The 23,375-nt window shown below is 67.4% G+C and carries 26 protein-coding genes; 5 read left to right on the top strand and 21 right to left on the bottom strand.

Annotated features, from left to right (window positions below; genetic code table 11):
- Positions 1–23 precede the first annotated feature (23 nt).
- Both K32_RS19680 and K32_RS19675 read right to left on the bottom strand, forming a co-directional pair.
- Positions 24–692 carry an aspartate/glutamate racemase family protein gene (locus K32_RS19680; protein WP_201401132.1) on the bottom strand — a complete coding sequence of 223 codons (669 nt, stop codon included), beginning with the start codon at positions 690–692 and terminating at the stop codon, positions 24–26.
- Positions 693–755: 63 nt separating this feature from the next.
- Entirely contained in the window at positions 756–1,859 is a 1,104-nt protein-coding gene (locus tag K32_RS19675; protein ID WP_201401131.1) for a DUF2125 domain-containing protein, read from the bottom strand.
- A gap of 71 nt (positions 1,860–1,930) precedes the next feature.
- Here K32_RS19675 and K32_RS19670 point away from each other — a divergent pair, with 71 nt between their 5' ends.
- Entirely contained in the window at positions 1,931–2,482 is a 552-nt protein-coding gene (locus K32_RS19670; RefSeq protein WP_201401130.1) for a gamma-glutamylcyclotransferase, read from the top strand.
- Positions 2,483–2,498: 16 nt separating this feature from the next.
- On the opposite strand, the gene K32_RS19665 is transcribed toward K32_RS19670, so the two are convergent.
- The 4 genes from K32_RS19665 to ftsE form a co-directional block, all read right to left on the bottom strand.
- A complete protein-coding gene (locus K32_RS19665; protein ID WP_201401129.1) occupies positions 2,499–3,290 on the bottom strand; it encodes a 1-acyl-sn-glycerol-3-phosphate acyltransferase in 792 nt (263 codons plus the stop codon).
- 34 nt (positions 3,291–3,324) lie between these two features.
- A complete protein-coding gene (locus K32_RS19660) occupies positions 3,325–4,089 on the bottom strand; it encodes a YdcF family protein (protein WP_201401128.1) in 765 nt (254 codons plus the stop codon).
- 129 nt (positions 4,090–4,218) lie between these two features.
- The gene (locus tag K32_RS19655) at positions 4,219–5,211 is read right to left on the bottom strand and encodes an ABC transporter permease (RefSeq protein ID WP_201401127.1); all 993 of its coding nucleotides are present in this window, start codon (positions 5,209–5,211) and stop codon (positions 4,219–4,221) included.
- The gene (gene ftsE, locus K32_RS19650; protein WP_201401126.1) at positions 5,204–5,863 is read right to left on the bottom strand and encodes a cell division ATP-binding protein FtsE; all 660 of its coding nucleotides are present in this window, start codon (positions 5,861–5,863) and stop codon (positions 5,204–5,206) included. The genes K32_RS19655 and ftsE overlap by 8 nt, the downstream gene beginning before the upstream one ends.
- Positions 5,864–6,260: 397 nt before the next feature.
- On the opposite strand from ftsE, the gene hpt reads away from it, so the two are divergent.
- Together hpt and K32_RS19640 are read left to right on the top strand one after the other, a co-directional pair.
- Entirely contained in the window at positions 6,261–6,800 is a 540-nt protein-coding gene (gene hpt / locus K32_RS19645; protein WP_201401125.1) for a hypoxanthine phosphoribosyltransferase, read from the top strand.
- 127 nt (positions 6,801–6,927) lie between these two features.
- Positions 6,928–7,317: a response regulator gene (locus tag K32_RS19640; RefSeq protein ID WP_201401124.1), complete on the top strand. Its 390-nt coding sequence runs from the start codon at positions 6,928–6,930 to the stop codon at positions 7,315–7,317.
- A gap of 173 nt (positions 7,318–7,490) precedes the next feature.
- Here K32_RS19640 and K32_RS19635 read toward each other — a convergent pair whose 3' ends face one another.
- From K32_RS19635 to argH, 6 genes are all read right to left on the bottom strand, one after another.
- Positions 7,491–10,055, bottom strand: a complete 2,565-nt coding sequence (locus K32_RS19635) for a TIGR02302 family protein (RefSeq protein ID WP_201401123.1) — start codon at positions 10,053–10,055, stop codon at positions 7,491–7,493.
- Positions 10,056–10,313: 258 nt separating this feature from the next.
- Positions 10,314–11,063 carry an SDR family NAD(P)-dependent oxidoreductase gene (locus K32_RS19630; protein WP_201401122.1) on the bottom strand — a complete coding sequence of 250 codons (750 nt, stop codon included), beginning with the start codon at positions 11,061–11,063 and terminating at the stop codon, positions 10,314–10,316.
- 92 nt (positions 11,064–11,155) lie between these two features.
- A complete protein-coding gene (locus tag K32_RS19625) occupies positions 11,156–11,488 on the bottom strand; it encodes a helix-turn-helix transcriptional regulator (protein ID WP_201401121.1) in 333 nt (110 codons plus the stop codon).
- A 74-nt stretch (positions 11,489–11,562) separates the two neighbouring features.
- Positions 11,563–12,834 (bottom strand): diaminopimelate decarboxylase, encoded by a 1,272-nt coding sequence (gene lysA, locus K32_RS19620; protein ID WP_201401120.1) that lies wholly within the window; start codon positions 12,832–12,834, stop codon positions 11,563–11,565.
- A 163-nt stretch (positions 12,835–12,997) separates the two neighbouring features.
- A complete protein-coding gene (locus K32_RS19615) occupies positions 12,998–13,195 on the bottom strand; it encodes a lipoprotein (protein ID WP_244669629.1) in 198 nt (65 codons plus the stop codon).
- Positions 13,196–13,272: 77 nt separating this feature from the next.
- Complete coding sequence (gene argH / locus K32_RS19610; RefSeq protein ID WP_201401119.1) at positions 13,273–14,667, bottom strand: argininosuccinate lyase; 1,395 nt, start codon at positions 14,665–14,667, stop codon at positions 13,273–13,275.
- Positions 14,668–14,693: 26 nt separating this feature from the next.
- Between argH and K32_RS19605 the strand changes: the two genes are divergently transcribed.
- A complete protein-coding gene (locus K32_RS19605) occupies positions 14,694–15,356 on the top strand; it encodes a redoxin family protein (RefSeq protein WP_201401118.1) in 663 nt (220 codons plus the stop codon).
- A 163-nt stretch (positions 15,357–15,519) separates the two neighbouring features.
- Here the strand turns inward: K32_RS19605 and K32_RS19600 are convergent, their stop codons facing one another.
- The 8 genes from K32_RS19600 to K32_RS19565 form a co-directional block, all read right to left on the bottom strand.
- Positions 15,520–16,401: a 3-hydroxybutyryl-CoA dehydrogenase gene (locus K32_RS19600; protein WP_201401117.1), complete on the bottom strand. Its 882-nt coding sequence runs from the start codon at positions 16,399–16,401 to the stop codon at positions 15,520–15,522.
- A 124-nt stretch (positions 16,402–16,525) separates the two neighbouring features.
- Complete coding sequence (locus K32_RS19595; RefSeq protein ID WP_201401116.1) at positions 16,526–17,461, bottom strand: electron transfer flavoprotein subunit alpha/FixB family protein; 936 nt, start codon at positions 17,459–17,461, stop codon at positions 16,526–16,528.
- 1 nt (position 17,462) lies between these two features.
- Complete coding sequence (locus K32_RS19590; protein WP_201401115.1) at positions 17,463–18,212, bottom strand: electron transfer flavoprotein subunit beta/FixA family protein; 750 nt, start codon at positions 18,210–18,212, stop codon at positions 17,463–17,465.
- A gap of 104 nt (positions 18,213–18,316) precedes the next feature.
- The gene (locus K32_RS19585) at positions 18,317–19,036 is read right to left on the bottom strand and encodes a rhomboid family intramembrane serine protease (protein WP_201401114.1); all 720 of its coding nucleotides are present in this window, start codon (positions 19,034–19,036) and stop codon (positions 18,317–18,319) included.
- Between the two features lie 9 nt (positions 19,037–19,045).
- Positions 19,046–19,612 carry a cob(I)yrinic acid a,c-diamide adenosyltransferase gene (locus K32_RS19580; protein WP_201401113.1) on the bottom strand — a complete coding sequence of 189 codons (567 nt, stop codon included), beginning with the start codon at positions 19,610–19,612 and terminating at the stop codon, positions 19,046–19,048.
- 7 nt (positions 19,613–19,619) lie between these two features.
- On the bottom strand, positions 19,620–19,811 hold the full coding sequence (locus tag K32_RS19575; protein ID WP_201401112.1) for a twin transmembrane helix small protein: 192 nt from the start codon (positions 19,809–19,811) through the stop codon (positions 19,620–19,622).
- 79 nt (positions 19,812–19,890) lie between these two features.
- Entirely contained in the window at positions 19,891–20,406 is a 516-nt protein-coding gene (locus K32_RS19570) for a TspO/MBR family protein (protein ID WP_201401111.1), read from the bottom strand.
- Between the two features lie 75 nt (positions 20,407–20,481).
- The gene (locus K32_RS19565; RefSeq protein ID WP_201401110.1) at positions 20,482–21,312 is read right to left on the bottom strand and encodes an SDR family oxidoreductase; all 831 of its coding nucleotides are present in this window, start codon (positions 21,310–21,312) and stop codon (positions 20,482–20,484) included.
- Between the two features lie 217 nt (positions 21,313–21,529).
- Here K32_RS19565 and K32_RS19560 point away from each other — a divergent pair, with 217 nt between their 5' ends.
- The gene (locus tag K32_RS19560; protein WP_201404578.1) at positions 21,530–22,474 is read left to right on the top strand and encodes an AEC family transporter; all 945 of its coding nucleotides are present in this window, start codon (positions 21,530–21,532) and stop codon (positions 22,472–22,474) included.
- Here K32_RS19560 and gluQRS read toward each other — a convergent pair.
- A complete protein-coding gene (gene gluQRS / locus K32_RS19555; protein WP_201401109.1) occupies positions 22,453–23,346 on the bottom strand; it encodes a tRNA glutamyl-Q(34) synthetase GluQRS in 894 nt (297 codons plus the stop codon). The two genes, K32_RS19560 and gluQRS, sit on opposite strands and share 22 nt — an antisense overlap.
- Positions 23,347–23,375 lie beyond the last annotated feature (29 nt).

Here is a 23,375-nt window from a genome sequence, read left to right as displayed (position 1 = left end):
ATCGGCCGGGAAGCTTCTCCTGGCTATGTCCGCGCCAGCGCGATCGCCTTGCGGATCGCGGCGCGGTGCGGGTCGACCAGCGGCAGTGTCATGCCGCGCGCCACCGGACCGAGGATCGGGATCAGCCCGGCGCCGCCGAGCACGACGCGGGCCGCGCCGATCCGTTCTGCCTCTTCCGTGATCATGGCGCGGCAGAGTTCGGCATCGCGCGCCGCCGCGTCGCCGATCGACAGGAAGCCCGCAATGCGGTCGGAGAGGCCGATCGTCGCCGAAAGCTCCGAGAGCATGTCGCACCAGGCTTCGCCATTGGTCGCCACCAGGAACGGACCGGGCTCGGCCGCCGCCGCAAGCAGGCCCGCCTCGGCGAAGCCGACGACGGGGCACGGCACCGCTTCCTGCAGCGCCTTCAGCCCGGGATCGCCGAAGCAGGCGATGACGATCGCGTCCGGCGCCGCGCCGTCCTGAAATTCCGCCAGGGCGACGTCCAGCACGGCTTCGGCGGCGACCGCCGCGCCGGCGCGATCGGAAATATAGGGGGCGCCGAAGCGGGCGGTGACGGCCGAGACGACGACGCCGTCACCGGCTTCCTCCTCGGCGAGCGCCCGAAGCCGCGCCGTGATCGCCTCCGAGGTATTCGGATTGATCACCAGCAGGCGCAACGGGCCCTTCGCTTTCTGAGGCCGGTCGTTCATGCGCGCGTCTCCCGATTGCTTGTCATGCCGGTATCGGCAAGCAAGCCGCGCGCCAGAACCGGCTCAGCCGCCGATGGCGTTGCCGAGCTTCAGCGGCGGCAGCTTGCCGAGCGGAATGAACCCGGCCGAGACCTTGCCGTTCTTGATCGTCAGCGTCGTCTCGCGCCAGGTCTTGCCGTCGACCTCGACCGGCTTCAGGAAGGCCGAGAGCGGGCCGAGGATCCGCGCGACCTGGTCGCGGCTGCCGGGATGCAGCGTCTCGGCGAGATCGGGCAGGCGGTCGAGCTGGTCGACCCGGACCGCGACCCGGCCTGAAATCACGCCGTCGCGGGCGACCGTCAAATCGCCGCTGGCATTCGCGAGGAAGCCGCCGACATCGAGGCTGAGCTGGCCGAGCTTGACCTGGCCGCCGGCGGCGAGCCAGACGGGCAGCGGATCGACATGGCCGTCGCGCAGCTCCGGCAGCGCGCCCGGCAGCGTGGCATAGAGCTGGGCGGAAAGGGCGGGCAGCGCCGGCGCGCCGGGGATCGTCACGGCGAAATTGTCGACGGTACCGGCGAGGTCGAGCGAGGTGGCGTCGGTGTCGTTCTGCAGCAGGTGCAGCTCGGCATGCTTGGCGCCCGCCGCCGTCGGCAGGCGCGGATTGGCCGGGGCGTTGATCGTCGTCGTCAGGTCGTCGGCGACGGCGGAGAAGCGCTTCAGCCGCGAGGTGCCGACGCGGACGCTGGTCTGCAGCGAGGACCAGTTCGCCTGCACGCCGAGATCGCCCGGCGCCTTCAGCGTGAGCGGCCCCTGCACCGAGGCGAGCACATGGCCGGGATTGTAGATGAGCGCGATCGCCTCCAGCGCGCCGACGCTGGCCGAAAGCCCGCGCGATGGCAGTTCGAGCGAGGCGGGCGCGCAATCGAGCGTGAACTTGAACGGGAAGCCGCCAAGCGATTCGGCGTTGCAGCCCAGCACGCCGCCTTCGGCAACGAAGTCCGCCTTCACGGCGGCGATTCGTTCGGCCGCGATCCGGTTGGCCCAGAACCAGCCGCCGGCCCAGACCGCGCACAAAAGCACGGCGGCGGCGATGACGAACTGGAATTTGCGCCGGACGGAACGGGGGCGGGGCTTCGCGGCGGCGTCCACTCCCGTGGTTGCGTCCGTCTTGGCCGGGTCGATCATCCGTTTCCTCCGTTGATGTGGCGGGCGGCGGCTGTTACGCGGTGACAATCTGTCTTTTCGAGGACGCACTCATGTCCGATTTCTGGGTCTTTGGCTATGGCTCGCTGATGTGGCGGCCGGGCTTCGCCTATGTCGAGGCCGTGCCGGCGCATCTCGAAGGCGAGCGCCGCGCCTTCTGCATCCAGTCGCATGTCTATCGCGGCACGCCGGAAAAGCCGGGGCTGGTGCTGGGCCTCGATCGCGGCGGCTCCTGCCGCGGCATCGCCTTCCACGTGGCCGAGGACGATCGCGACGCCGTGCTCGCCTATCTGCGCGAGCGCGAGCTGGTGACGAACGCCTATATCGAGGTCGAGCGCAGCGTCCGGCTCGAACGGCCGTCGCGGGACTATGTGCGGGTCGTGACCTATGTCGTCGACCGCAGGCATCCGCAATATGCCGGCGACCTCGCCCGCGAGGCGGTGCTGGCGCAGGTGCGGGACAGCGTCGGCCAGGCTGGCAGCAATCGCGACTACGTTCTCGCCACGGCGGCGCATCTCGCCGGCCTCGGCATCGAGGATCCGGAGCTCGCCTGGCTCGCCGAGCAGCTCAACGCCGGGACGGCGGCAGGGGAGCCTGCCGCCTAGAGCGCTCGAAAACGCTCTAGAGCGATTCGCTCGCCTGCAGCGTGTTGATGCGGGAGACGGTCTCCGGCGGCAGCGGCGGCGGGTTCGGCCCCTCGGCCGCCTCGATCAGCAGCTTGTCGGTCGCCGGCTCCAGCACATTGATCAGGGTCGCCAGGAAGGTCTTCGAATCAAGGCCGGCCGGGATCGGCTCCAGCACGTCGATGACGATGGTGCCGGGAAAGCGCAGGAAGCTCTGGCGCGGCCAGTAGAGGCCGGAATTCATCGCGATCGGCACCACCGGCACCTTCAGCTCGCGATAGAGATGGATGATGCCGAATTTGTAGTCCGGCGGCGATCCGGCGGTCCGGCGCGTGCCTTCCGGGAACAGGATCACCTGGCGGCCGTGTTCGACGGCTTCCTTCGAATCGGCTGCGAGCTTGCGGAGCGCCTTCGAGCCGCCGGCGCGGTCGACCGGGATCATGCCAGCCTTCCACGTGTACCAGCCGAACAGCGGGATCCACATCAGCTGCCGCTTCATCACATAGGTCGGATCGTCGAGCAGATGGAACAGCGCCATCGTCTCGAAGGCGGACTGGTGCTTGGGCGCGATCAGGCCGCCGCCCTTGGGCAGGTTTTCCGCGCCGCGGATCTCGATCTTCGTGCCTGCGAACACGCGCAGCGCCCACATCGACGAGGCGGTCCAGAACTTGACCACCGCGATCGCGGCCCGGTGCGGCAGGAAGAAAAAGAACGGAAGCGTCACGGCGAGGATGATCGCCATGATCAGGTAGAACGCGACCTGGAAGAGCAGTGAGCGAAGGATCAACATGAGCGGTTCTACGTCGGCGTCGAGAAATACGGCGTCAGCGCAGGATCCCGCCCGCTGTCGCGTGGGTGATCGTGTCCGCCGCCAGCGCGGTCACGCTTTCCCCCCGCGGCGTCTCGAAGGCGAGCCGCGCACGAGCGAGCGTATACTTCACGTACTCGCTCAGGAGAAGCTTTACTGACGCGGCGTGTCGCCACCATCGGTCCATTTCGAGCTGTTTGTTCGAAACGGGGTAGGGAATGAGCTGCACGTCGGGCATCGCGCGGGTCAGCTCCACCATGCTTCGGGGCATGTGATAGTCGCTGGTCACGATGATCAGCGAGCGGATGCCCTCCTTCTCGACCCAGGCCCGCGTCTCGTCGGCGTTGCCGATCGTGTTGCGCGCCGCATGGCCGAGATCGACGCGCTGGTCGAGCACGATATTCGAGGCGCGTTCGACCGCGCGGGCGATGTCGTGGCGGCCGACCGCCGGATTGACGCCGGAGATCAGCAGCTTCTCGGCCCGGTTGTCGCGCAGCAGCGCCAGCGCACCGTCGATGCGCGCCGTGCCGCCGGTCAGCGCCACGATGCCCTGGGCGGTGACGTCGGTGGGCGCGTTGAAATTGGCGACCTGCTGGGCGAAGCGAGCGAAATCGATGCCGGCGACCGAGCCGGCGATGGCGACCAGCAGCAGCACCGTGACCAGGGGACGGCGACCGGGCGCCGGATGCCGGTGGGAAGGGTCGGTCGAGCGGCCGCGCGCGATGGCGCCGGCGTAGTTCCGTCGGCCGAGATCCCTATCGGTTTGGGCCGCGTCAGTCATGATGGCGAGGATGAGGGTCGATTGCGGCCAAGAGTTGGCACGGCCAAGCATTGCGCATTGCGACTCTGGACATCGGGACCGGGTCGGAATCCAAGGCTGCGGGGCTCCGCGAGGGGAACAAGGGCACGCTCATTCGATCGAGGCCAGGTGGCGATAGACGGTAAGTCGCGAGGTGATCGCTGTCATCACGCCGATCAGGAGCGCGATCACCAGTGCGCCGAGATAGCCGGTCGGGCCGATCGCGAAGCGGCCGAACAGGGCCGACACCTGGTCCCCCTCCGGCGTTGCGATCGACCGGCCGATAAAGAAGGAGAGGACGGCGAACAGCGCCGCCGCGCCCGAGGCGCCGAGCAACCCGCCCTTCAGGCCGAGGAACAGGAAGTGGCGCTGGAACTCGCGGGCAATGAAACTGGCCTCCGCGCCGACATAGTGCAGGACGGAGACGATGTCGCGATTGGAGGCCATGGCGCCGCGCGTCGCGAAAATGACGGACAGGACCGTGGCGATGAAGACGAGGCCGAGAATCGAGACGCCGATGATCACCGTGGCGTTGGCCATGGTCTTCAGCCGGTCGGTCCAGCTGCGGTGATCGTCGAGGCTGGCGCCCTTCACCTCGGTGTTGAGGCGGGCGGCGAGCGCGACCAGGTCGACGGCGTCGGGATCGGACAGCTCGACGACGATCAGATGCGGGATCGGCAGGTCGGCCATGTCGAGGCCGCTGCCGAGCCAGGGCTCCAGCAGCTTGGCGTTCTCCCAGTCCTCGAGCGCGCGCGCCGAGGCGACGCCGGGCATCGAGGCGGCGATGGCGGAGGCCTTGTCCGCCTCGGCCTTGGTGTCGACGCCGTCGACCGGGCGGACCTGGATGGTGACCTCGCGGACGATATCGTCCTGCCAGGCGAGCGAGGCGTCGCGCACCAGCGAGACGGCGCCCAGCGTCAGGCAGGCGAGGAAGCTCATGATCGCGATGACGATCATCAGCGACCGTCCGGCGATCGACTGCGCCGGCACGATCGGCGCCGAAACGGCTCCGGCGGCGCGCGCGCGGCGGCGCGACGGAAGGAAGATGCCGAGGATGCGGCTGAAGATGCCGGGGCGCGGCGGGGAGAGGGTCCGGTCAGTCATAAATCGACAACCGCCCTTCATGGAGCACGAGACGGCGGGCATCGAACTGGTTCATCAACCCGATGTCGTGGGTGGCGATGACAACCGAGGTGCCGAGACGGTTCAGTTCGACGAAGAGCCGGAGCAGCCGCTTGGCGAGCGGCGGATCGACATTGCCGGTCGGCTCGTCGGCGAGCAGGATTTCCGGCTGGCCGATCAGCGCGCGCGCGATCGCGGCGCGCTGCTTCTCGCCGCCGGAGAGGATCGGCGGCAGCGCCTGCACGCGGTCGCCGAGGCCGACCCATTTCAGGAGCTCGATGACATCGGCGCGATAGCTCGATTCCTCGCGGCCGAGCACGCGCAGCGGCAGCGCGACATTTTCGAACGTGGTCAGGTGATCGAGCAGGCGGAAATCCTGGAAGACGACGCCGACGCGGCGGCGCAGCGCCGGCAACTCGCCCTTGGGCAGGGTGACGACGTCGCGGTCGAACACGGTGATCAGGCCGCGCGTCGGCTTCAGCGACATGCAGAGCAGGCGCAGCAGCGTCGACTTGCCGGCGCCGGAGGGGCCGGTCAGGAACTGGAACGATTTCGGCGCGATCTGGAAGGAGAGGTCGCGCAGGACCTCGGCTCCCATGCCATAACGCAGGCCGACATTTTCGAAGCGGATCACCGTCTGTTTCCTGTTTCCGCTCTCTCGGCCGGACCAGCCGCCCTTCGCACTGCGCTCGATGTCGGCGCCAAAGATCCGGCGTCGATTCGCACAGAATGTCAGGTTCAGCGTTAACGAGTTGTTAGCGATGCCCGGCGGATTGGGCGTTCGGGCAGCATATGGCATCCGATCAAGGCAAAGCAGCGGCACGGAAGCCCGGCAAACGGCCTCGTCATCGCCCCGGGTGGTCCCGGTGCACGGCGCTCCGGGCCGTTTCGACGCGTTTGGCTCGTTTCCGGTGACATTCGGCCCGTCCCCGACTATGAGAACGGTTTCCCGGGCCTTAGCGTCTGGGGCGAGTTTCCTGGTGCGCCCGTCCCCGCGTCCCCGGCGATCCGATCAACGAAGGAAAGAATTGATGCCAGTTGTCCGTGGCCGGTCGATCCGGGTCCTCTACGACATTCCCGAAATCGCCGCGCGCAACGCCGAACTCGCCACCGAGATCGCCGCGGCCGGCTACCGCGACCTGCTGGTCATCTCGATCCTGAAGGGCAGCTTCGTCTTCGCCGCCGACCTGATCCGTGCCCTGCACGCGGCCGGCATGGCGCCCGAGGTCGAGTTCATCTCGCTGTCGAGCTACGGCGCCGGCACCACGTCTTCGGGCGCGGTGCGAGTCGTCAAGGACATCGAGAGCGAAGTCGCCGGCCGGGATGTCCTGCTGATCGACGACATACTCGAATCCGGCCGCACGCTCGATTTCGCCCGCAAGCTGATGCAGGAGCGGGGCGCCGCCCGCGTCGGCGTCGCCGTTCTGCTCGACAAGCCCGGCAAGCGGGTCGCCCCGATGGACGCCGATCATGTCGGCTTCGTCTGCCCGGACCTGTTCGTCGTCGGCTACGGCATGGACGTGGCGCATGCCTTCCGCGAGCTGCCCTTCGTCGGCGTCGTCGAGGAATAGCTCGAATTGCCCCGTCAGAGGTCACGATCTGTTTAGGCGAATCGAGGATGATCCCGGTCTGATCGTTTGAATGATGGTCCGGACCGGGAAGTTTCGTCCGGAGGACCATGCTCCGGGACGGAACTTGATGGCGCGGATTTTGGTGACCGAAGACGACGACGCGGTGCGGATGTTCGTATCGCGGGCGCTCATGCTCGACGGCCATGAGGTCATGACGGCCGAGGACGGCGAGAACGCACTCGACGTGCTCATCCAGGAGAAGGGCGATTTCGACCTTCTCCTCACCGACATCAAGATGCCGATCATGGACGGCATCGCGCTGACCCATGCAGCGGCGTCGCAATATCGCGATCTGACCATCCTTCTGATGACCGGCTTCGCCGATCAGCGCGAACGCGCCGATGGGCTGATGGAGCTGGTCTACGACGTCGTCAACAAGCCGTTCTCGCTGGCCGAGATCCGCCACGTCGTCAAATGCGCGCTCAACGCCAATACGCCGCGCGCCGCGGTGGCGTAACCACGCTGTCGTCCGCTTCCTGACGGAATTCGAACCGAAGCAAGACCCTCACCCAACCCTCTCCCGCAGGCGGGCGAGGGCTTTGGGCGTTGTCTTCATCGATTGTCGGCGAATGGCACCGGCGATCTCCCTCTCCCGCGAGCGGGTTGGGGTGAGGTGCGTTCCGGAAAACCTCAGTACTTCTGCAGCAGGCGTTCCAGATAGTCGCGCTCGATCAGCGGCCGGGCGGTGTCGCCGAGCCGCTTGCGGATCATGTCGAGGATCTCGCGGGCGCGCTGCGTGTCGATCGCATCCGGCACCTTGACCAAGGAGCCGAGATCCGTGCCGCGCCCCTGCTGCTGGCGGCCGAGCGGGTCCTGGCCGGGCATCGGACCGCCCTGGCGGTTGCCGCTGCCGTTCTGGCGCGCCATCTGGTCGGCGAGGTTGCGGGCGCCTTCGCGCAGCGCCTGAAGGGCCTGGCCCTGCGGGCCCACGGCCTGGCCGGGCGCGCCTTCGCCGAGCTGATCGGCGGCGTCGCCCATCGACCGGTCGGCCTGGCCGAGCTTGCCGTCCGGCTGCATGCCCTGCTGCTGCATGGACTGCTGCAGCTCCTGCAGCATCTTCTGCAGGCTCTTCTGGCCTTCGCGCAGCTGCTGCAGCGCCTGCTGGCGCTCTTCCGGCGTCATCGGCTGCGCCTCGGCGCCGCTGCCGTCGGTATCCGGGTCCAGCTTGAAGGTCTGGTCCATCAGTTTCTGCTGGCGCTGGATCATCTCGCCCAGCTTGTCGAGCGCCTGGTTCATCTCGCCGTTCTGGCCCTGCCGGCCCTGCTGCGAGCGGGTCGCCTCGAGGTTCTCCAGCATCTGCTGCAATTGGCTCAGCATCTGCTTGGCTGCGTCGCGCGAGCCTGTCTTCGCCAGGTTCTCGATCTGGTCCATCATCTTCTGCAGGTCTTCGGGTCGCAGCACCTGCGCGTTTGGATCCATCGGCTGCTGGTTCGCCTGCGGATTGCGCTCGGCGTCGCGCGCCAGCGCTTCCAGATATTTGTCCATGGCGGCGCGCAGGTCCTGCATCGCCTTTTCGAGCTCGGCGTCGGGAGCATTGTTCTCGATCGCCTTGCGCAGCGCCTCCTGGGCAGCGCGCAGATCCTGCGCGGCGAGCGACAGGTCGCCATCCTCGATGCCGAGCGCGATCTCCCACAGGAAATCGACGGTTTCGGTGAGGTCGGCGTCGCTGCGCGCGCCGGTCAGCCGGTGATAGGCGGCGCGGAGCGCCAGATAGGCGCCATTCTGCTGGAACTTGTCGGGATCGAGCGTCAGCGCGTCGAGCGCCATGGCGACGGCAGGCGCCTTGTTGGCGTCGAGGGCGAGGTTGCGCCGCTGCTCGACGACGGCGCGGGCGAGCGGATTGTTGAACGGGCGCTGCGGCAGCACGAATTCGACCGGCGCGCTTTCGCCGGTCTGGCCGGCCTCGTCTTTGGCGACCAGCCGCATCTTCACCTTGGCGCCGGCCCAAGGATGGGCGGAGAGGTCCCGGATCGTCTCGCCCGTGCCTTCGCGCATGCGGAAGCGCGGCAGGTTGAGCGGTAGCTCCGGGGCGGTGACCAGCGGCCGGCTGCCATCCGCCGTTTCCGGATCGGCGGCGCCGAGGATCGCGTTGGCGCCGACGACGCCGTAGTCGTCGTGCAGCGCATAGGCGAGCGAGAGAGCGCCGCTCGCCGTCGAGCCGGGATCGCGGGTGAGTTCGATCGAGGGCGGCGCATCGGGCTGGACAGCGAAGGACCAGGAAAGCAGCGGCCGGCCGTCGCGCGAGATGGTCAGCGCGCTATCCGTCGAGAGCGTCAGCTTGCGCTCAGCTGACGGCGCCGTAGCGTCGTCACTGTTGGCGGCGTTGACCTTGGTAGCCTTGGCAGGCTCGACCGCGTCGAAGCCGATCGGCTGGCCGTTCGTCGTGCTCGCCTCGGCGCCGAGGTCCGGCTGCGACGGCATGCGGAGCGTGACGACGGAGCCCTCGGGCACGCGAACCGGCGCGTTGGGATCGAGATTGGCGGGGCGGCTGCTGTCGCCGGTCAGGAAGATCGGGGGACGTCCCGTATAGGCGGGCGGCGTCACCCAGGCGTCGATGCGCGGCGGCGCCTCGCTGGCCGTCGCGCCCGGCCGCGCCGCGTCGAGAATGCGGTCGAGCCGGTCCGGCCCGGCCATCAGGAAGGCGACGATGAGGACGAGGGGAACCAGGAAGCGAAGCGCGTAGGGATCGAGCCGGTTCATGCCGGGGGAGGGCAGCCCGGCCTTGAGGCGGTCGAGCTTCTCCAGCAGGCGGAGCCTGTGCGCCTGCCACAGCGAGCGGGTCAGCGGGTCGTCGGTCGGTTGCGAGAGCCGGTCGCCGAAGGCGGTCGCCGGGCGATGCGGCTCGGCGCTTTCGCGCGCGACCCGGGCCAGAGCCTCGTCCGGCGTCGGCATCGGCAATCGCGCCACGCGCAGGATCAGCCAGACATAAGCGATCCCGAACAGAGCCAGGACGCCATAGCGCAGGGGATCGGCCAGCCGCGACCAGAGGCCGAACCAGGAGAGGATGAGGAAAAACCCGGCGAGGCAGAGGAGCGGCACCAGCCGCGGCCACAGTGCTTCCCACAGAAGCACCAGCCGCGCCCGTCCGGTCGCCCGTGCGATCCGTCGTTGCGCGGCCTGCTCGACCGAATGGGGCAGATCCCGTCCGGTCTCCGCTCCGCTCCTGTCCGCCGTGCCGCCCGCGGGCTCGGTCATCGTCGCTCCGTCTCGTCCATCACGCCCGCCGCCCTAGCCACTGTAGCAACTGTAGTTGGGACGGGCGAGCCTTCCGACAAGGTTTAGCGATCAACTGCGGCTGCAGCGAGACCGGCACGCACGCGTCGGACGCGCGCGCGTGCCGAGTGTCTCGTGCAAGATCCCTTCATCGTTTCATGGAAACGATGAAGGGATCTAACGATTTGTTTGGTCGCGTTTTCTTCACGCGAACCGGCATCCACTTCGCTCGAAAACGCTCTAGCGCATGCCGCCGGATGCAAGCAGCAGCTCGCCCGTCAACCAGCCCGAATCGGGAGAGGCGAGGAATACGGCGATCGTGCCGATATCGCCCGGCTGGCCGAGCCGTCCAAGCGGCGTCTGCGCGACCATCTGCTTCTCGAGATCGCTGCCGATCACGCCGGCTGCGTGCGTGCCCTCGGTCTCGACACCGCCCGGATTGATCGAGTTCACGCGGATGTTCTTGCCCGCGAGCTCCTTGGAGAGCACATGCGTGATCGCATCGACCGCGCTCTTGGTGGCGGTGTAGATCGACGAATTCGGCATCGGCAACTGGCTGATCGTCGAGCCGATGTTGATGACGCTGCCGCCCTCGGCGCCGAAATGCTTCACGCCTTCCTTGGTCGTGAGCAGGAGGCCGAGCACGTTGGTGTTGAACTGCCGGTGGAACTCGTCCTCGGTGACGTCTTCGAGCGCCCCGAACTGGTAGACGCCGGCATTGTTCACCAGGATGTCCAGCGAGCCATAGGCCGTCTTCGCCTCGGCGAAGAGCCGCGCCACGTCGGCGGACTTCGAGACGTCTCCCTGCACGGCGACGGCCTTGCCGCCCTTGCTTTCGATCTCCGCGACGACGCGGTCGGCGCCTTCCTTGCTAGAGGCGTAGTTGACCACGACCGAGGCGCCGGCGGCAGCCAGTTCCTTGGCGATGCCTGCCCCGATGCCCTTCGATGCGCCCGTTACGACCGCTACCTTGCCTGTCAGTTTGCTCAACTCATTTGCTCCTGTTGGTATGAGTCGATTAGACAGTTAGATAAGTATCTAATCATTACAAGAGCGCGATCGGGCGATAATCGCGTCGTCGATCAAATCTGGGAGAGCTGGGCGAGGTAGGCGTCGAGCACGTCGCGGCGCAGGACCAGGCTCGCGAACTTGCCCTCGCGGACGATCTCGATCAGTCCCGCGGTTTCCAGTTCCTTCAGGTGATGCGAAATGGTGGCGGCGCTGACCTGGTGGTTCTGGACGACGCAGCTGCACGCTATCGACCCGCCGACGGCGCCGAGTTCCTTCAGGATCTGGTAGCGGCGCGGCTCGGCCAGCGCCTTCGAGATCAACACGACCTGCCGGTCGCTGAGGCGCGGCGGCTCGGAGCGCTGGGCAGGGTCGGGATCGAGGGGAAACGCGTCGGCGTTGGTCATCTCCCCTCCAATATCGGCATTGTGCGGCAAATTGGCAATCGCCGCCGCCCAGCGGCGGCGAAGCCGGAGTCGGTCTATTCCGCCTGCCAGGGCGCGGGCTTGTCCATGCCGATCAGGTCGTCATAGGTCTGGCGCGGGCGGACAACAGCGAAGTCGCCGCCGTTGACGAGCACCTCCGCGGCGAGCGGCCGGGTGTTGTAGCTCGATCCCTGCACCGCGCCATAGGCGCCGGCGGTCATCACGGCGATCAGGTCGCCGGGCTCGACGGCGGCCATGGTGCGGTCGAGCGCCAGATAGTCGCCCGTCTCGCAGACGCCGCCGACGACGTCGGCGAAGATCTCGCGCGTACCCGGCTTCGGCACCGCGACCGGCTGGATGTCGTGATGCGCCTCGTAGAGGGTCGGGCGGATCAGGTCGTTCATGCCGGCGTCGACGATGACGAAGGTCTTGGCGGCGCCTTCCTTCACATAGACGACCTCGGAGACGAGGATGCCGGCATTGCCGACGATCATCCGGCCCGGCTCGAACAGGATCCTGGCGCCGAGATTGCCGAGGCGCTTGCGCACGATCGCCGCATAGGCGGTGGGATCCGGCGGCGTGGCCTCGCTCAGGCGATAGGGGATGCCGAGACCGCCGCCCGCGTCGACATGGTCGATCTGGTGGCCGTCGGCGCGGAGGTCGCGAACCAGGTCGGCGAGCAGCCCATAGGCCGCGTCATACGGCTCCATGTCGGTGATCTGGCTGCCGATATGCATGTCGACGCCGGCGACGCGAAGGCCGGGCAAGGTCGCTGCATGGGCGTAGACCTCGCGGGCGCGCTCATACGGAATGCCGAACTTGTTCTCGGACTTGCCGGTGGTGATCTTGGCGTGGGTCTTGGCATCGACGTCGGGATTGATGCGCAGCGAGATGGTCGCGGTCTTGCCCTTGGCGGTCGCGATCTCGGAAATCCGCTCCAGTTCCGGCTCGGATTCGACGTTGAAGCAGAGGATGCCGGTATCGAGCGCCAGCGCGATCTCGCGCGCCGTCTTGGCGACGCCGGAGAAGACGATCTTTTCCGGCGGGCAGCCGGCGGCCAGCGCCCGGCGCAGTTCGCCTTCCGAGACGACGTCCATGCCGGCGCCCTCGGCGACCAGCGTCTTCAGCACCGCCTGGTTGGAATTCGCCTTCACGGCGTAGCAGACCAGCGTGTCGAGCCCGGCCAGCGCCTCGCGGAAAACGCGAAAGTGGCGGGTCAGCGTCGCGGTCGAATAGCAGTAGAACGGCGTGCCGACGGCGGCGGCGATATCGGCGATCGCCACGTCCTCGGCGTAGAGCGCGCCGTCGCGATATTCGAAATGGTTCATTTCAGGGTCAACCCTCGGTCGTCATCCCGGGCCTGACCCGGGATCCATTCAGCCGTGGCCCGGTCGGAGAGAACTCCCCAGGCTTCGGCGGGATGGATTCCCGCTTTCGCGGGAATGACGGCAATCAAATGGTGGTTTGCAGCGCCGCCTGTTCCCGGAGGGTTCAGAGCAGCTTGTCGATCCATAGCGACCGGTCCGGTACGGCCGGTTTGGAGACGTCGGGTTTCTTGCCGTCGGGGCCGGGATGCTCGGCGGAGAGCGCCTGCGGGCCGCCCGGCGGCGGCTCCGGCGGGCCCTTCACACCGCAACCGGCAAGCGCCAGGGCGGCGGTCATAAGAAGAATTCGGGCAGCAAGGGCCAAGGCGGCGTCTCCTGAGGGCATTCGGCGGCGCATCTTATCCGATCGCGCCGCCGCGTCATTGCCAAAATCGGCGGGGTTCAGGCCTTCGTTTCACGGGCCAGCGCCCGCTGCCAGCGCTTCGCCTGCGACCGCACATTCTTCGGCGAGGTGCCGCCATAGGAGGTGCGGCTGCGGACCGACTTGTCGACGGTCAGCACCGAATAGACGGCGTCGGTGATGGCCGGATGCACGGCCTGCATCTCGGCGAGCGTCACCTTGGTGAGCTCGACGCCGCGCTCGGACGCGATGGCGACGATGCGGCCGGTGACGTGGTGGGCGTCGCGGAACGGCATGTTCAGTTCGCGCACCAGCCAGTCGGCGAGATCGGTCGCCGTGGCGAAGCCCGAGCCTGCCGCCTTCTTCAGATTGGCGGCTTCCGGCTCCATGTCGAGGACCATGCCGGTGGTGGCGGCGATCGCCAGCTCCAGGCTCTCGAACGCGTCGAAGGCCTGTTCCTTGTCTTCCTGCATGTCCTTCTGATAGGCGAGCGGAAGACCCTTCATGACGATCTGCAGCGCCGTCTGGGCGCCGATGATGCGGCCCGTCTTGGCGCGCACCAGCTCGGCCGCGTCCGGGTTGCGCTTCTGCGGCATGATCGACGAGCCGGTGGTGAACTTGTCGGAGAGCTTGATGAAGCGGAACTGGGCCGACGACCAGATCACGATCTCTTCGGCGAAGCGCGAGAGATGGATGGCGCAGAGGCTCGCCGCCGCCAGCGCCTCGATGACGAAGTCGCGGTCGGAGACGCTGTCGAGCGAATTCGCCGTCGGCCGGTCAAAGCCGAGCGCTGCCGCCGTCTGGAAGCGGTCGATCGGGAACGACGTGCCGGCGAGCGCCGCGGCGCCGAGCGGGTTCTCGTTCAGGCGCTTGCGGGCGTCCTGGAAGCGGCCGCGATCGCGGCCGATCATCTCGACATAGGCGAGGAGGTGATGGCCGAAGGTGACCGGCTGGGCGCTCTGCAGATGCGTGAAGCCCGGCATGACCTGGCCGGCATGGGCGAAGGCCTTGTCGGCAAGGGCTACCTGGAGCTCGCGCAGCGCCGCGTCGAGCGCGTCGATCGTGTCGCGGACCCAGAGCTTGAAGTCGGTCGCGACCTGGTCGTTGCGCGAGCGGGCGGTGTGCAGCCGGCCGGCGGCGTCGCCGATCAGTTCCTTCAGGCGCGACTCGATGTTGAGGTGGATGTCCTCGAGCGCGCGGGAAAATTTGAACTCGCCCGCTTCGATTTCGCGCAGGATGGTGTCTAGACCTGCCACGATCTTTTCGGCATCGTCCGCGCCAAGGATGCCCTGGCGGGCGAGCATGGCAGCATGCGCCTTCGAACCGGCAATGTCCTGGCGGTAGAGCTTCTGGTCGAAACCAATCGACGCGTTGATCTCTTCCATGATGGCGGCCGGACCTTCGGAGAAGCGGCCGCCCCACATCGAATTGCTCATGTACCCTCTCTTGGAGGCAGGACGGAATGAATGAGACGCGCGGTCAATCGCGGCGGTGGACGGTAATCGGCCTTGCCGCGATCGCAGGCATCGCAGTGGGAGTCGCGGCGGTATACGTGACGGAGACCCGGAAAGGCAACGCCGTCGTTGAATGGTCGGGCGTCGACTGCGCCCCGGCGGTCAAGGCGGCAGGGCTGCTCGCGCCCTTCGCCAAGGGCGAGGTCGCGGCGTTCCGCGTCGCCAGCGAGCCGACGCTGCTCGGCGACCTGTCGTTCCAGAACGCCAGCGGCGACAAGGTCTCGATCGCCGATTTCGCCGGCAAGACGGTGCTCCTGAACCTCTGGGCGACCTGGTGCGCGCCCTGCCGGCAGGAGATGCCGGCGCTCGACCGGCTCGACGCGGCGCATGAGGGCAAGGATTTCTCGGTCGTCGCTGTCTCGATCGACACGCAGGACCCTGCCAAGCCGAAGGCATTCCTGGAGGAGATCGGCGTCAAGTCGCTCGGCTTCTACGGCGATCCCACAACCGGCATCTTCTCCGGCCTGAAGGGCAAGGGCTTGGCGGTCGGCCTGCCGACGACGGTGCTGATCGACGGCAAGGGATGCGCGCTCGGCGTGATGTCCGGCCCGGCCGAATGGGATTCGGACGACGCCAAGGCGCTGATCAAAGCGGCGCTCGGCGAGGCCTGATGTGAGTTCGAGGGCTTCCGGACCCTCATCCCGACCCTCTCCCGCAAGCGGGAGAGGGAGCGCCGCGCCCCGCCTCCACACCGACACCACTTCGGCCGAAAAAGCCCTCGCCCGCTTGCGGGAGAGGGTTGGGTGAGGGGCTTGCTTGCGTCTGACCGTCGCTTCAGCGCGTCGGGACGGGGTGCTCGCCGCGATAGTCGTAGAAGCCGCGATTGGTCTTGCGGCCGAGCCAGCCGGCCTCGACATATTTCACCAGGAGCGGGCAGGGGCGGTACTTCGAATCCGCCAGGCCCTCATAGAGCACCTGCATGATCGACAGGCAGGTATCGAGGCCGATGAAATCGGCGAGCTGCAGCGGGCCCATCGGATGGTTGGCGCCGAGCTTCATCGCCGTGTCGATCGCGTCGACCGAGCCGACGCCCTCGTAGAGAACGTAGATCGCCTCGTTGATCATCGGCAGCAGGATGCGGTTGACGATGAAGCCTGGGAAATCCTCGGAAACCGTCGAGGTCTTGCCGAGCTGGCCGACATAGGCCTTCGACGCCTCGAAGGTCTCGTCGCCGGTGGCGATGCCGCGGATCAGCTCCACCAGCTGCATGACCGGGACGGGGTTCATGAAATGGATGCCGATGAAGCGCTCGGGCCTGTCGGTCGCCGAGGCAAGGCGGGTGATCGAGATCGACGAGGTGTTGGTGGCGAGCATCGCCTCCGGCTTCAGGGCCGGGCAGATGCCGGCGAAGATCTTGCGCTTGGTCTGCTCGTCCTCGGTCGCCGCCTCGATGACGAGATCGCAGGTTCCGAGCGCGTCGACGCTGACGGCCGGCTTGACGCGGGCCAGCGCTGCCTTGCGGTCGTCCTCGCTGATGCGGCCGGAATGCACCTGGCGCGAGAGATTGCCGTCGATGGTGGCGAGGCCCTTGCGGACCCGTTCCTCGGCGAGGTCGTGGATGAAGACCTCGTAGCCGGCAAGCGCGCTCACATGGGCGATACCATTGCCCATCTGACCGGCTCCAATGACGCCGATCGTCTTAATCGCGGTGCTCATGCCCCAAGGGCTCCTTTGTCGTCTCGAACGGAATGCGGGTCTGAAAAACGATGCGGCCGTGCACGATGACCGGGAGGTCAGTCGAGCACGGCCGGCGGGATTGTCAACCGGTCTTGGTAAACGCTTAGTTTCCGAGCGCCTTGGTCAGGGCCGGCACGACCGTGAAGAGATCGTCGACGAGGCCATAATCGGCGACCTGGAAGATCGGCGCGTCGCCGTCCTTGTTGATCGCGACGATGACCTTCGAGTCCTTCATGCCGGCGAGATGCTGGATCGCGCCCGAGATACCGACGGCGATGTAGAGCTCCGGCGCCACCACCTTGCCGGTCTGGCCGACCTGCCAGTCGTTCGGCGCGTAGCCGGCGTCGACCGCGGCGCGCGAGGCGCCGATGGCGGCCTTGAGCTGGTCGGCGAGCGGGGCGATCACCTCCTGGAACTTCTCGGCCGAACCGAGGGCGCGGCCGCCGGAAACGATGACGCGGGCCGAGGCCAGTTCCGGACGGTCGGAGACGGAGAGATCCGCGCCGACGAAGCGGGAGAGGCCGGCATCGGCAGGGGCCGCGATCGTCTCGACCGGGGCGCTGCCGCCGGTCGCTGCCGCCGGGAAGGCGGCGATGCGGACGGTGACGACCAGCTTCTTGTCGCTCGACTGAACCGTCTCGACGGCGTTGCCGGCATAGATCGGACGCTCGAACGTATCCGGAGCCACCACCTTGGTGATTTCCGAGACCTGCATCACGTCGAGCAGCGCCGCGACGCGCGGCGCGACGTTCTTGCCGGTCGATGTCGCCGGGGCGACGATCGCGTCATACTTGTCGGCGAGCGAGACGACCAGGTCGGCGAGCGGCTCGGCGCGGCGATTGGCGAGGCTCTCGCCATCGGCGAGCAGCACCGTGCGCACGCCCGCAAGCTGCGCCGCCGCGTCCGCCGCGGCCTTCGCCTGGTGGCCGGCGACGAGGATATCGACCGGCTTGCCGAGCGCCAGCGCGGCGCTGAGCGCCTTCGCGGTCGCCTCGTTCAGATGCGCGTCGTCATGTTCCGCGATGATCAGCGTCGCCATCTCAGAGTACTCCCGCCTGCTTGAGCTTCGCGACCAGTTCGTCGACGGAGCCAACCTTGACGCCGGCCGTGCGGCCCGACGGCTCGACCGTCTTGAGCACGGTCAAACGCGGCGCGGCGTCGACGCCGAGCGCCTCCGGCGTCGTCTCGTCGAGCGGCTTCTTCTTCGCCTTCATGATGTTCGGCAGCGAAGCGTAGCGCGGCTCGTTCAAGCGCAGATCCGTGGTGACGATCGCCGGCAGCTTGAGCTGCAGGGTCTCGAGGCCGCCGTCGATCTCGCGCGTCACGTCGACCGTGCCGTCGCCGATCACGACCTTCGAGGCGAAGGTCGCCTGGGGCCAGCCGAGCAGGGCGGCCAGCATCTGGCCGGTCTGGTTCGAATCGTCGTCGATCGCCTGCTTGCCGAGGATGACGAGGCCGGGCTGTTCGGTGGCGATGACCGCCTTCAAGAGCTTCGCGACCGCGAGGGGCTCGACGCTGGCGGCGTCGGTCTTCACCAGGATGGCGCGATCCGCGCCCATGGCAAGGCCGGTGCGCAGCGTTTCCGCCGACTTGTCGGAGCCAATGGAGACGACGACGACTTCCGTCACCTTGCCCGCTTCCTTCAGACGCAGAGCCTCTTCGACGGCGATTTCGTCGAAGGGGTTCATCGACATCTTGACGTTGGCAAGATCAACGCCGGTGCCATCCGGCTTGACGCGGATCTTGACGTTGGTGTCGACCACCCGCTTAACGGGCACGAGGATTTTCATCTTGGTGATTATCCTTTCGCTGCAGCGATTTGCGGAGCGTTTGGCGCGGGACCGTACTGGCGGGTTCGCCGGGAGTCAACGCAACTCCGGCAGGCTGGAATGGCTCAAACCACAGGGTCGACCGGCAGCGCCTCGTCCGCCTGCCGCGCCAGCAGCGGCACGCCGGGCCTGCGCATGAACAAGACCAGGATTGTGCCCATCAACAGGCCGCCGAGATGCGCCGCCCAGGAGATCTCGCCCGGCGCGCCGAAGAGGAAATTGTAGATCTGCAGCAGGATCCAGAAACCGAGCACCCAGACGGTCCTGAGCCGTATCGGAATACGGAACAGCAGCAGGATCCAGATTTTTACGCGAGGATGCAGCAGCAAATAGGCGGCGATCACGCCGGCGACCGAGCCGGAGGCGCCGATCAGGGCGATATCGGAGCCGGGCTCGACCGCGACATGCGCCAGCCCGCCGCCGATCGCGCACAGGAAATAGAAGATGATGAAGCGGACATGCCCCATCGCGTCCTCGACATTGTCGCCGAAGACCCAGAGGAACAGCATGTTGCCGGCAAGGTGCCAGATGTCGCCATGCAGGAAGGACGAGGTGACGAAGGTCAGATATTCCGGCGCGTGGAAGATGCCGGGCGTGCGGATGTGGATGCCGGCGAGCGTCGACGGAATCAGGCCGAACGCCATCACCGACGCGGCTTCGGCATCGGCGTTGCCGGCGCGCTGGTAGATCAGGAAGATCAGGCAGTTCAGGACCACGAGCCCGCGCGTGACCCACGGAAAGCGGATGTAGCGGAGCGGATTTTGGTCGTGGAACGGCACGAACATGTGTCGTCCTCAGCGATTCTGACCCGGCACCCACAGGACATCCGTGGCGCCGCGATCATTGACATAGCGCGCCGCCACGAACAGGAAATCGGACAGGCGGTTGATGTAGCGGATCGCGGCGGCGTTGACCGCCTCGCGCGAGGCGAGCTCGACCATCACGCGCTCGGCGCGGCGGGCGACGGTGCGCGCCAGATGCAGATGCGCCGCGGCAGGCGACCCGCCCGGCAGCACGAAGGAGCGCAGCGGGCTCAGCTCGGCGTTGAGCTGGTCGATTTCCGCCTCCAGCCGCTCGGTCTGCGCGTCGACGATGCGCAGCGCCTCGCGTCCAGGCTTCAGACCGGACTCCGGCGTCGAGAGATCGGCGCCGAGGTCGAACAGGTCGTTCTGAATCCGGGCCAGCATCTGATCGAGCGTATCGGTGACGTAGAGACGTGCGGCGCCGATATGGGCGTTCGTCTCGTCGATCGTGCCGTAGCTCTCGACCCGGAGGTCCGACTTGGCCCGACGCTCGCCCGTGACGAGGGCGGTGGTGCCGTCGTCGCCAGTCCTCGTATAGATGCGGGTGAGCGCGACCATCGTTTCCTCAGCGGGCTGCGAAATAGAGGGCGGCCATCATGATCACGACGGCGGCGAACTGCAGCAGGACGCGCAGGCGCATCAGCTTCTGCGAGCGCTCGGGCGAGCCGCCGCGCACCATGTTGAAAAGGCCGAGCAGCAGCACGATGGCAACGGCGCCGAGCGCGATCGGGATCAGGTAGTAGAAAAAGCTGTTCATCGGGCTCTGCTTCGGGAATCGGAAGGGTCCGCTTTTATACGCGCGTTCCGCGAAGACCCGCCATATCGCGAAATGTCGCTCAGTTGAGCCACCAGATAGACGCGTTGAGCACGCTGGCGAAGGCGACCCAGGCCAGATAGGGCGCCAGCATCCAGGCGGATCGGCTATCGATGCGGGAAAACGCGCTCATCGTCGCGATGATGGCGAGAAGGAGCGCCGCGATATCGATCAGCGCCAGACCGGGCGCGTGCAGGCCGAAGAACAGCCCGGACCAGGCGACGTTGAGCACCAGCTGCACGGCGAAGGCAAGCGCCGCCGCCTGCAGCGCCGGGCCGCGACCGAGCACCCAGACCCGCCAGAAGGCGACGGCCATCAGGGCATAGAGCAGCGTCCATACCGGTCCAAAGATCCAGTTCGGCGGGTTGAAGAACGGCTTCTGCAATCCCGCATACCAGGTCGGGATGCTCGGAAGGGTCATCCACGAGCCGAGCACGGCGGCGGCGAAGCAGACGACGAGGCAGATCGCCAGCCGGATCAGCGATCCCGGCGCGAGCCAGCTCTGTGGCCTTCCTGTATCAGCGGAGATCGAACTCATCTGGCTTCCTGTCCCCATGCTCGCGCAACAACAGATCAGCACATTATACGTGCGGATCCGGGGGAAGGTTCCACCTCACGAATTTCGGGCGATCAGCCGATCCATCCATCGCGCCGGCAGCAGGCGTCGCATCGCATCGGCCGCCTTCGTCAGCACGGTCACGCGGTAGCGGATCTTCGGCCGCGGGCTTTCGAGGGCGTGCAGCAGCGCCGTCGTCACCGCCTCCGGGCCGAGCTTGAAGCGCGAGGGGCGGCGGGTGCCGGTCAGGCGTGCCAGCTGCGCCTGATAGTCGGCGCGGTGGATCGAGCCCTCGACGTCGATCGTCTCGCGGAAATTGGCGAGCGCGTTCTGGGTGAAGCGGGTGGCGATCGGGCCCGGCTCGATCAGCGCGACCTCGATGCCGCTGCCGGCGAGCTCGATCCTGAGCGTATCGGTCAGTCCTTCCAGCGCATATTTCGACGCCACATAGGCGCCGCGATATTTGCCGGCGACGAGGCCGAGGATCGACGAGCACTGGACGATGCGGCCATGCCGCTGCGCGCGCATCACCGGCACGATCCGGCGCGTCAGCGTGTGCCAGCCGAAGAAATTGGCCTCGAACTGGCGGCGCAGCACGTCGGTGGTCAGGTCCTCGACCGCGCCGACCTGGCCATAGGCGCCGTTGTTGAAGAGGGCATCGAGTCGGCCGCCCGTCGCCGCGAGCACGGCGTCGGCGCAGGCGTGGATCGAGGCCTCGTCGGTATAGTCCAGGAACAGCGCCTCGACCCCGCTCGCTGCCAGAGTAGCGAGATCGTCCGGCTTGCGCGCCGTGGCGAACACGCGCCACCCGCGCGCCTTCAGCGTCTTCGCCGCGTCGAGGCCGATGCCGGAGGAGGCGCCGGTGATGAGGATCGATCGGGCGTTCATACTGTTCCCTGTGCTTCGGCGGGGCTGGCGCCCGGACTATAGAGCGCGGGCGCGGCCAGCCAAGCGCCAATGCGCCCGGCAGCCGGATCGGCGCGGTTGACCCACCGGGTGAGGATTTCTACTGTCGACAGACGCTTTCCCGCCAGCTCCCGGTATTTCCCCCGATGCCCCGCCGTGCTTTGACCGCGCTCGTCCCGAGAGGATGGGCGGCATGCTGATGATCGGCCGTCTGGCCGAGATCGCCTTCATCATCCTGCCGATCGCCGGGCTGATCACGATTGGCTATGTCGCCGGCTGGACCAAACATCTCGGCGACCGCGCCGCCGACGGGCTGTCGGAATATGTGTTCGGCATCGCCGTGCCGGTGCTGATTTTCAAGACGCTGTCGGAAGCGAAGATGCCGGAGGGCGGCCAGCCGTGGGGCTACTGGATCGCCTATTTCACCGGCGCCTTCATCGTCTTCGGCATCGGCTTCCTCGTCGCGCGGCGGATGTTCGGCCGCGCCCATGTCGAGGCCGTCATGCAGGGTTTTGCAAGCGGCCAGTCCAACACGGTGTTCGTCGGCGTGCCGGTGATCCTCAACGCCTTCGGCAATGAAGGCGCGGTGCCGCTGTTCCTTTTGATCGCCATCCATCTGCCGGTGATGACCACGGCGGCGACGCTCTTCGCCGAGGGTTCGGAGACCGGCATTTCCCGCGCGACGCTCAAGCGGCTCCTGAAGGCGCTGGCGCGTAATCCGATCCTGATCGGCATCTATGCCGGCGCGATCGGCCAGATCGTTGGCATCCAGGCCTCCGGCCCAGCCGGCGAGGTCGTGCGCATGCTCGCCGCCTCGTCGGTCCCCTGCGCGCTGATCTCGATGGGGCTGGCGCTGCGGCGCTACGGCTTCGCCGGCGATCTCAACGCCTCGCTGGTCATCAGCCTGCTGAAGCTCATCCTGCACCCGCTGATCGTGCTTGGCCTTGTCCAGGTCCTGCCGATGCCGCCGGTCTGGGCCGGCGTCGCCGTCGTCTTCGCCGCCATGCCCTGCGGCGTGAATGCCTACCTGCTCGCCAACCACTACAAGGCCGGCGTCGCCAGCACGGCGAGCGCCGTGTCGGTCTCGACCATGCTGAGCCTGTTCACGGTGACGCTCTGGCTCTACGTGCTCGGCGTCGGCTGAGCCGGCGGCAATCCGACGAGCCTTCGGACATCCTCGGCCGTGGCGCCGGACGCGCGCAGCCCGGCGAGCCCCGTCGCCCCTTCCGACTTCGAAAGCTTCTTTCCCGCCTCGTCGCGGATCAGGCCATGATGGCGATAGGTCGGCATGGGGAGGCCGAGCAGCTGCTGCAGCAGCCGGTGCACGCTGGTCGCAGGAAAGAGATCCTCGCCGCGCACGACATCCGTCACGCCCTGCAGGGCGTCGTCGACGACGACCGAGAGGTGGTAGCTGGTCGGGATCTCCTTGCGGGCGATGACGACGTCGCCCCAGAGCGCCGGCGTCGCCGTGACGGTCCCGGTCTCGCCCTCCGGTCCGCTGCCCTGCTCGGTGAAGGCGAGCGGCCCGGCCCGTTCGATCGCCGCGTCCATCTTCAGCCGCCAGGCATAGGGCGCGCCGGATTGGATCCGCGCCCTCGCCTCTGTAGCGGGGAGATCGCGGTCGAGGCCCGGATAGACCGGCGCGCCGTCGGGATCGCGCGGCCAGGCGGGATCGAGCGTGGCGGCGCGGATCTCGGCGCGGGAGAGGAAGCTCGGATAGACGAGGTCCATCGCCCGGAGCCGCTCGAGCGCATCCGCATAGGCGTCGAAATGTTCGGATTGCCGGCGAACCGGCTGCTCCCAGTCGAGGCCCAGCCAGGCGAGATCGTCGAGGATCGATGCCTCGTATTCCGGCCGGCATCGCGTCACGTCGATGTCCTCCATCCGGATCAGAAGCCTGCCTTCCGATGCGCGCGCGAGGTCGCCGTTCAGCAGCGCCGAATAGGCGTGGCCGAGATGCAGAGGGCCGTTCGGGCTCGGGGCAAAGCGGAAGATGCGGGTGAAGCTGCGGGTCATGGGACGTTGGGCGCGACGTCGTGCGGGAT

The organism is Kaistia sp. 32K, from assembly GCF_016629525.1.
In the GTDB taxonomy this organism is placed as follows: domain Bacteria; phylum Pseudomonadota; class Alphaproteobacteria; order Rhizobiales; family Kaistiaceae; genus Kaistia.
This window is presented reverse-complemented; position numbering and strand designations above follow the sequence as displayed.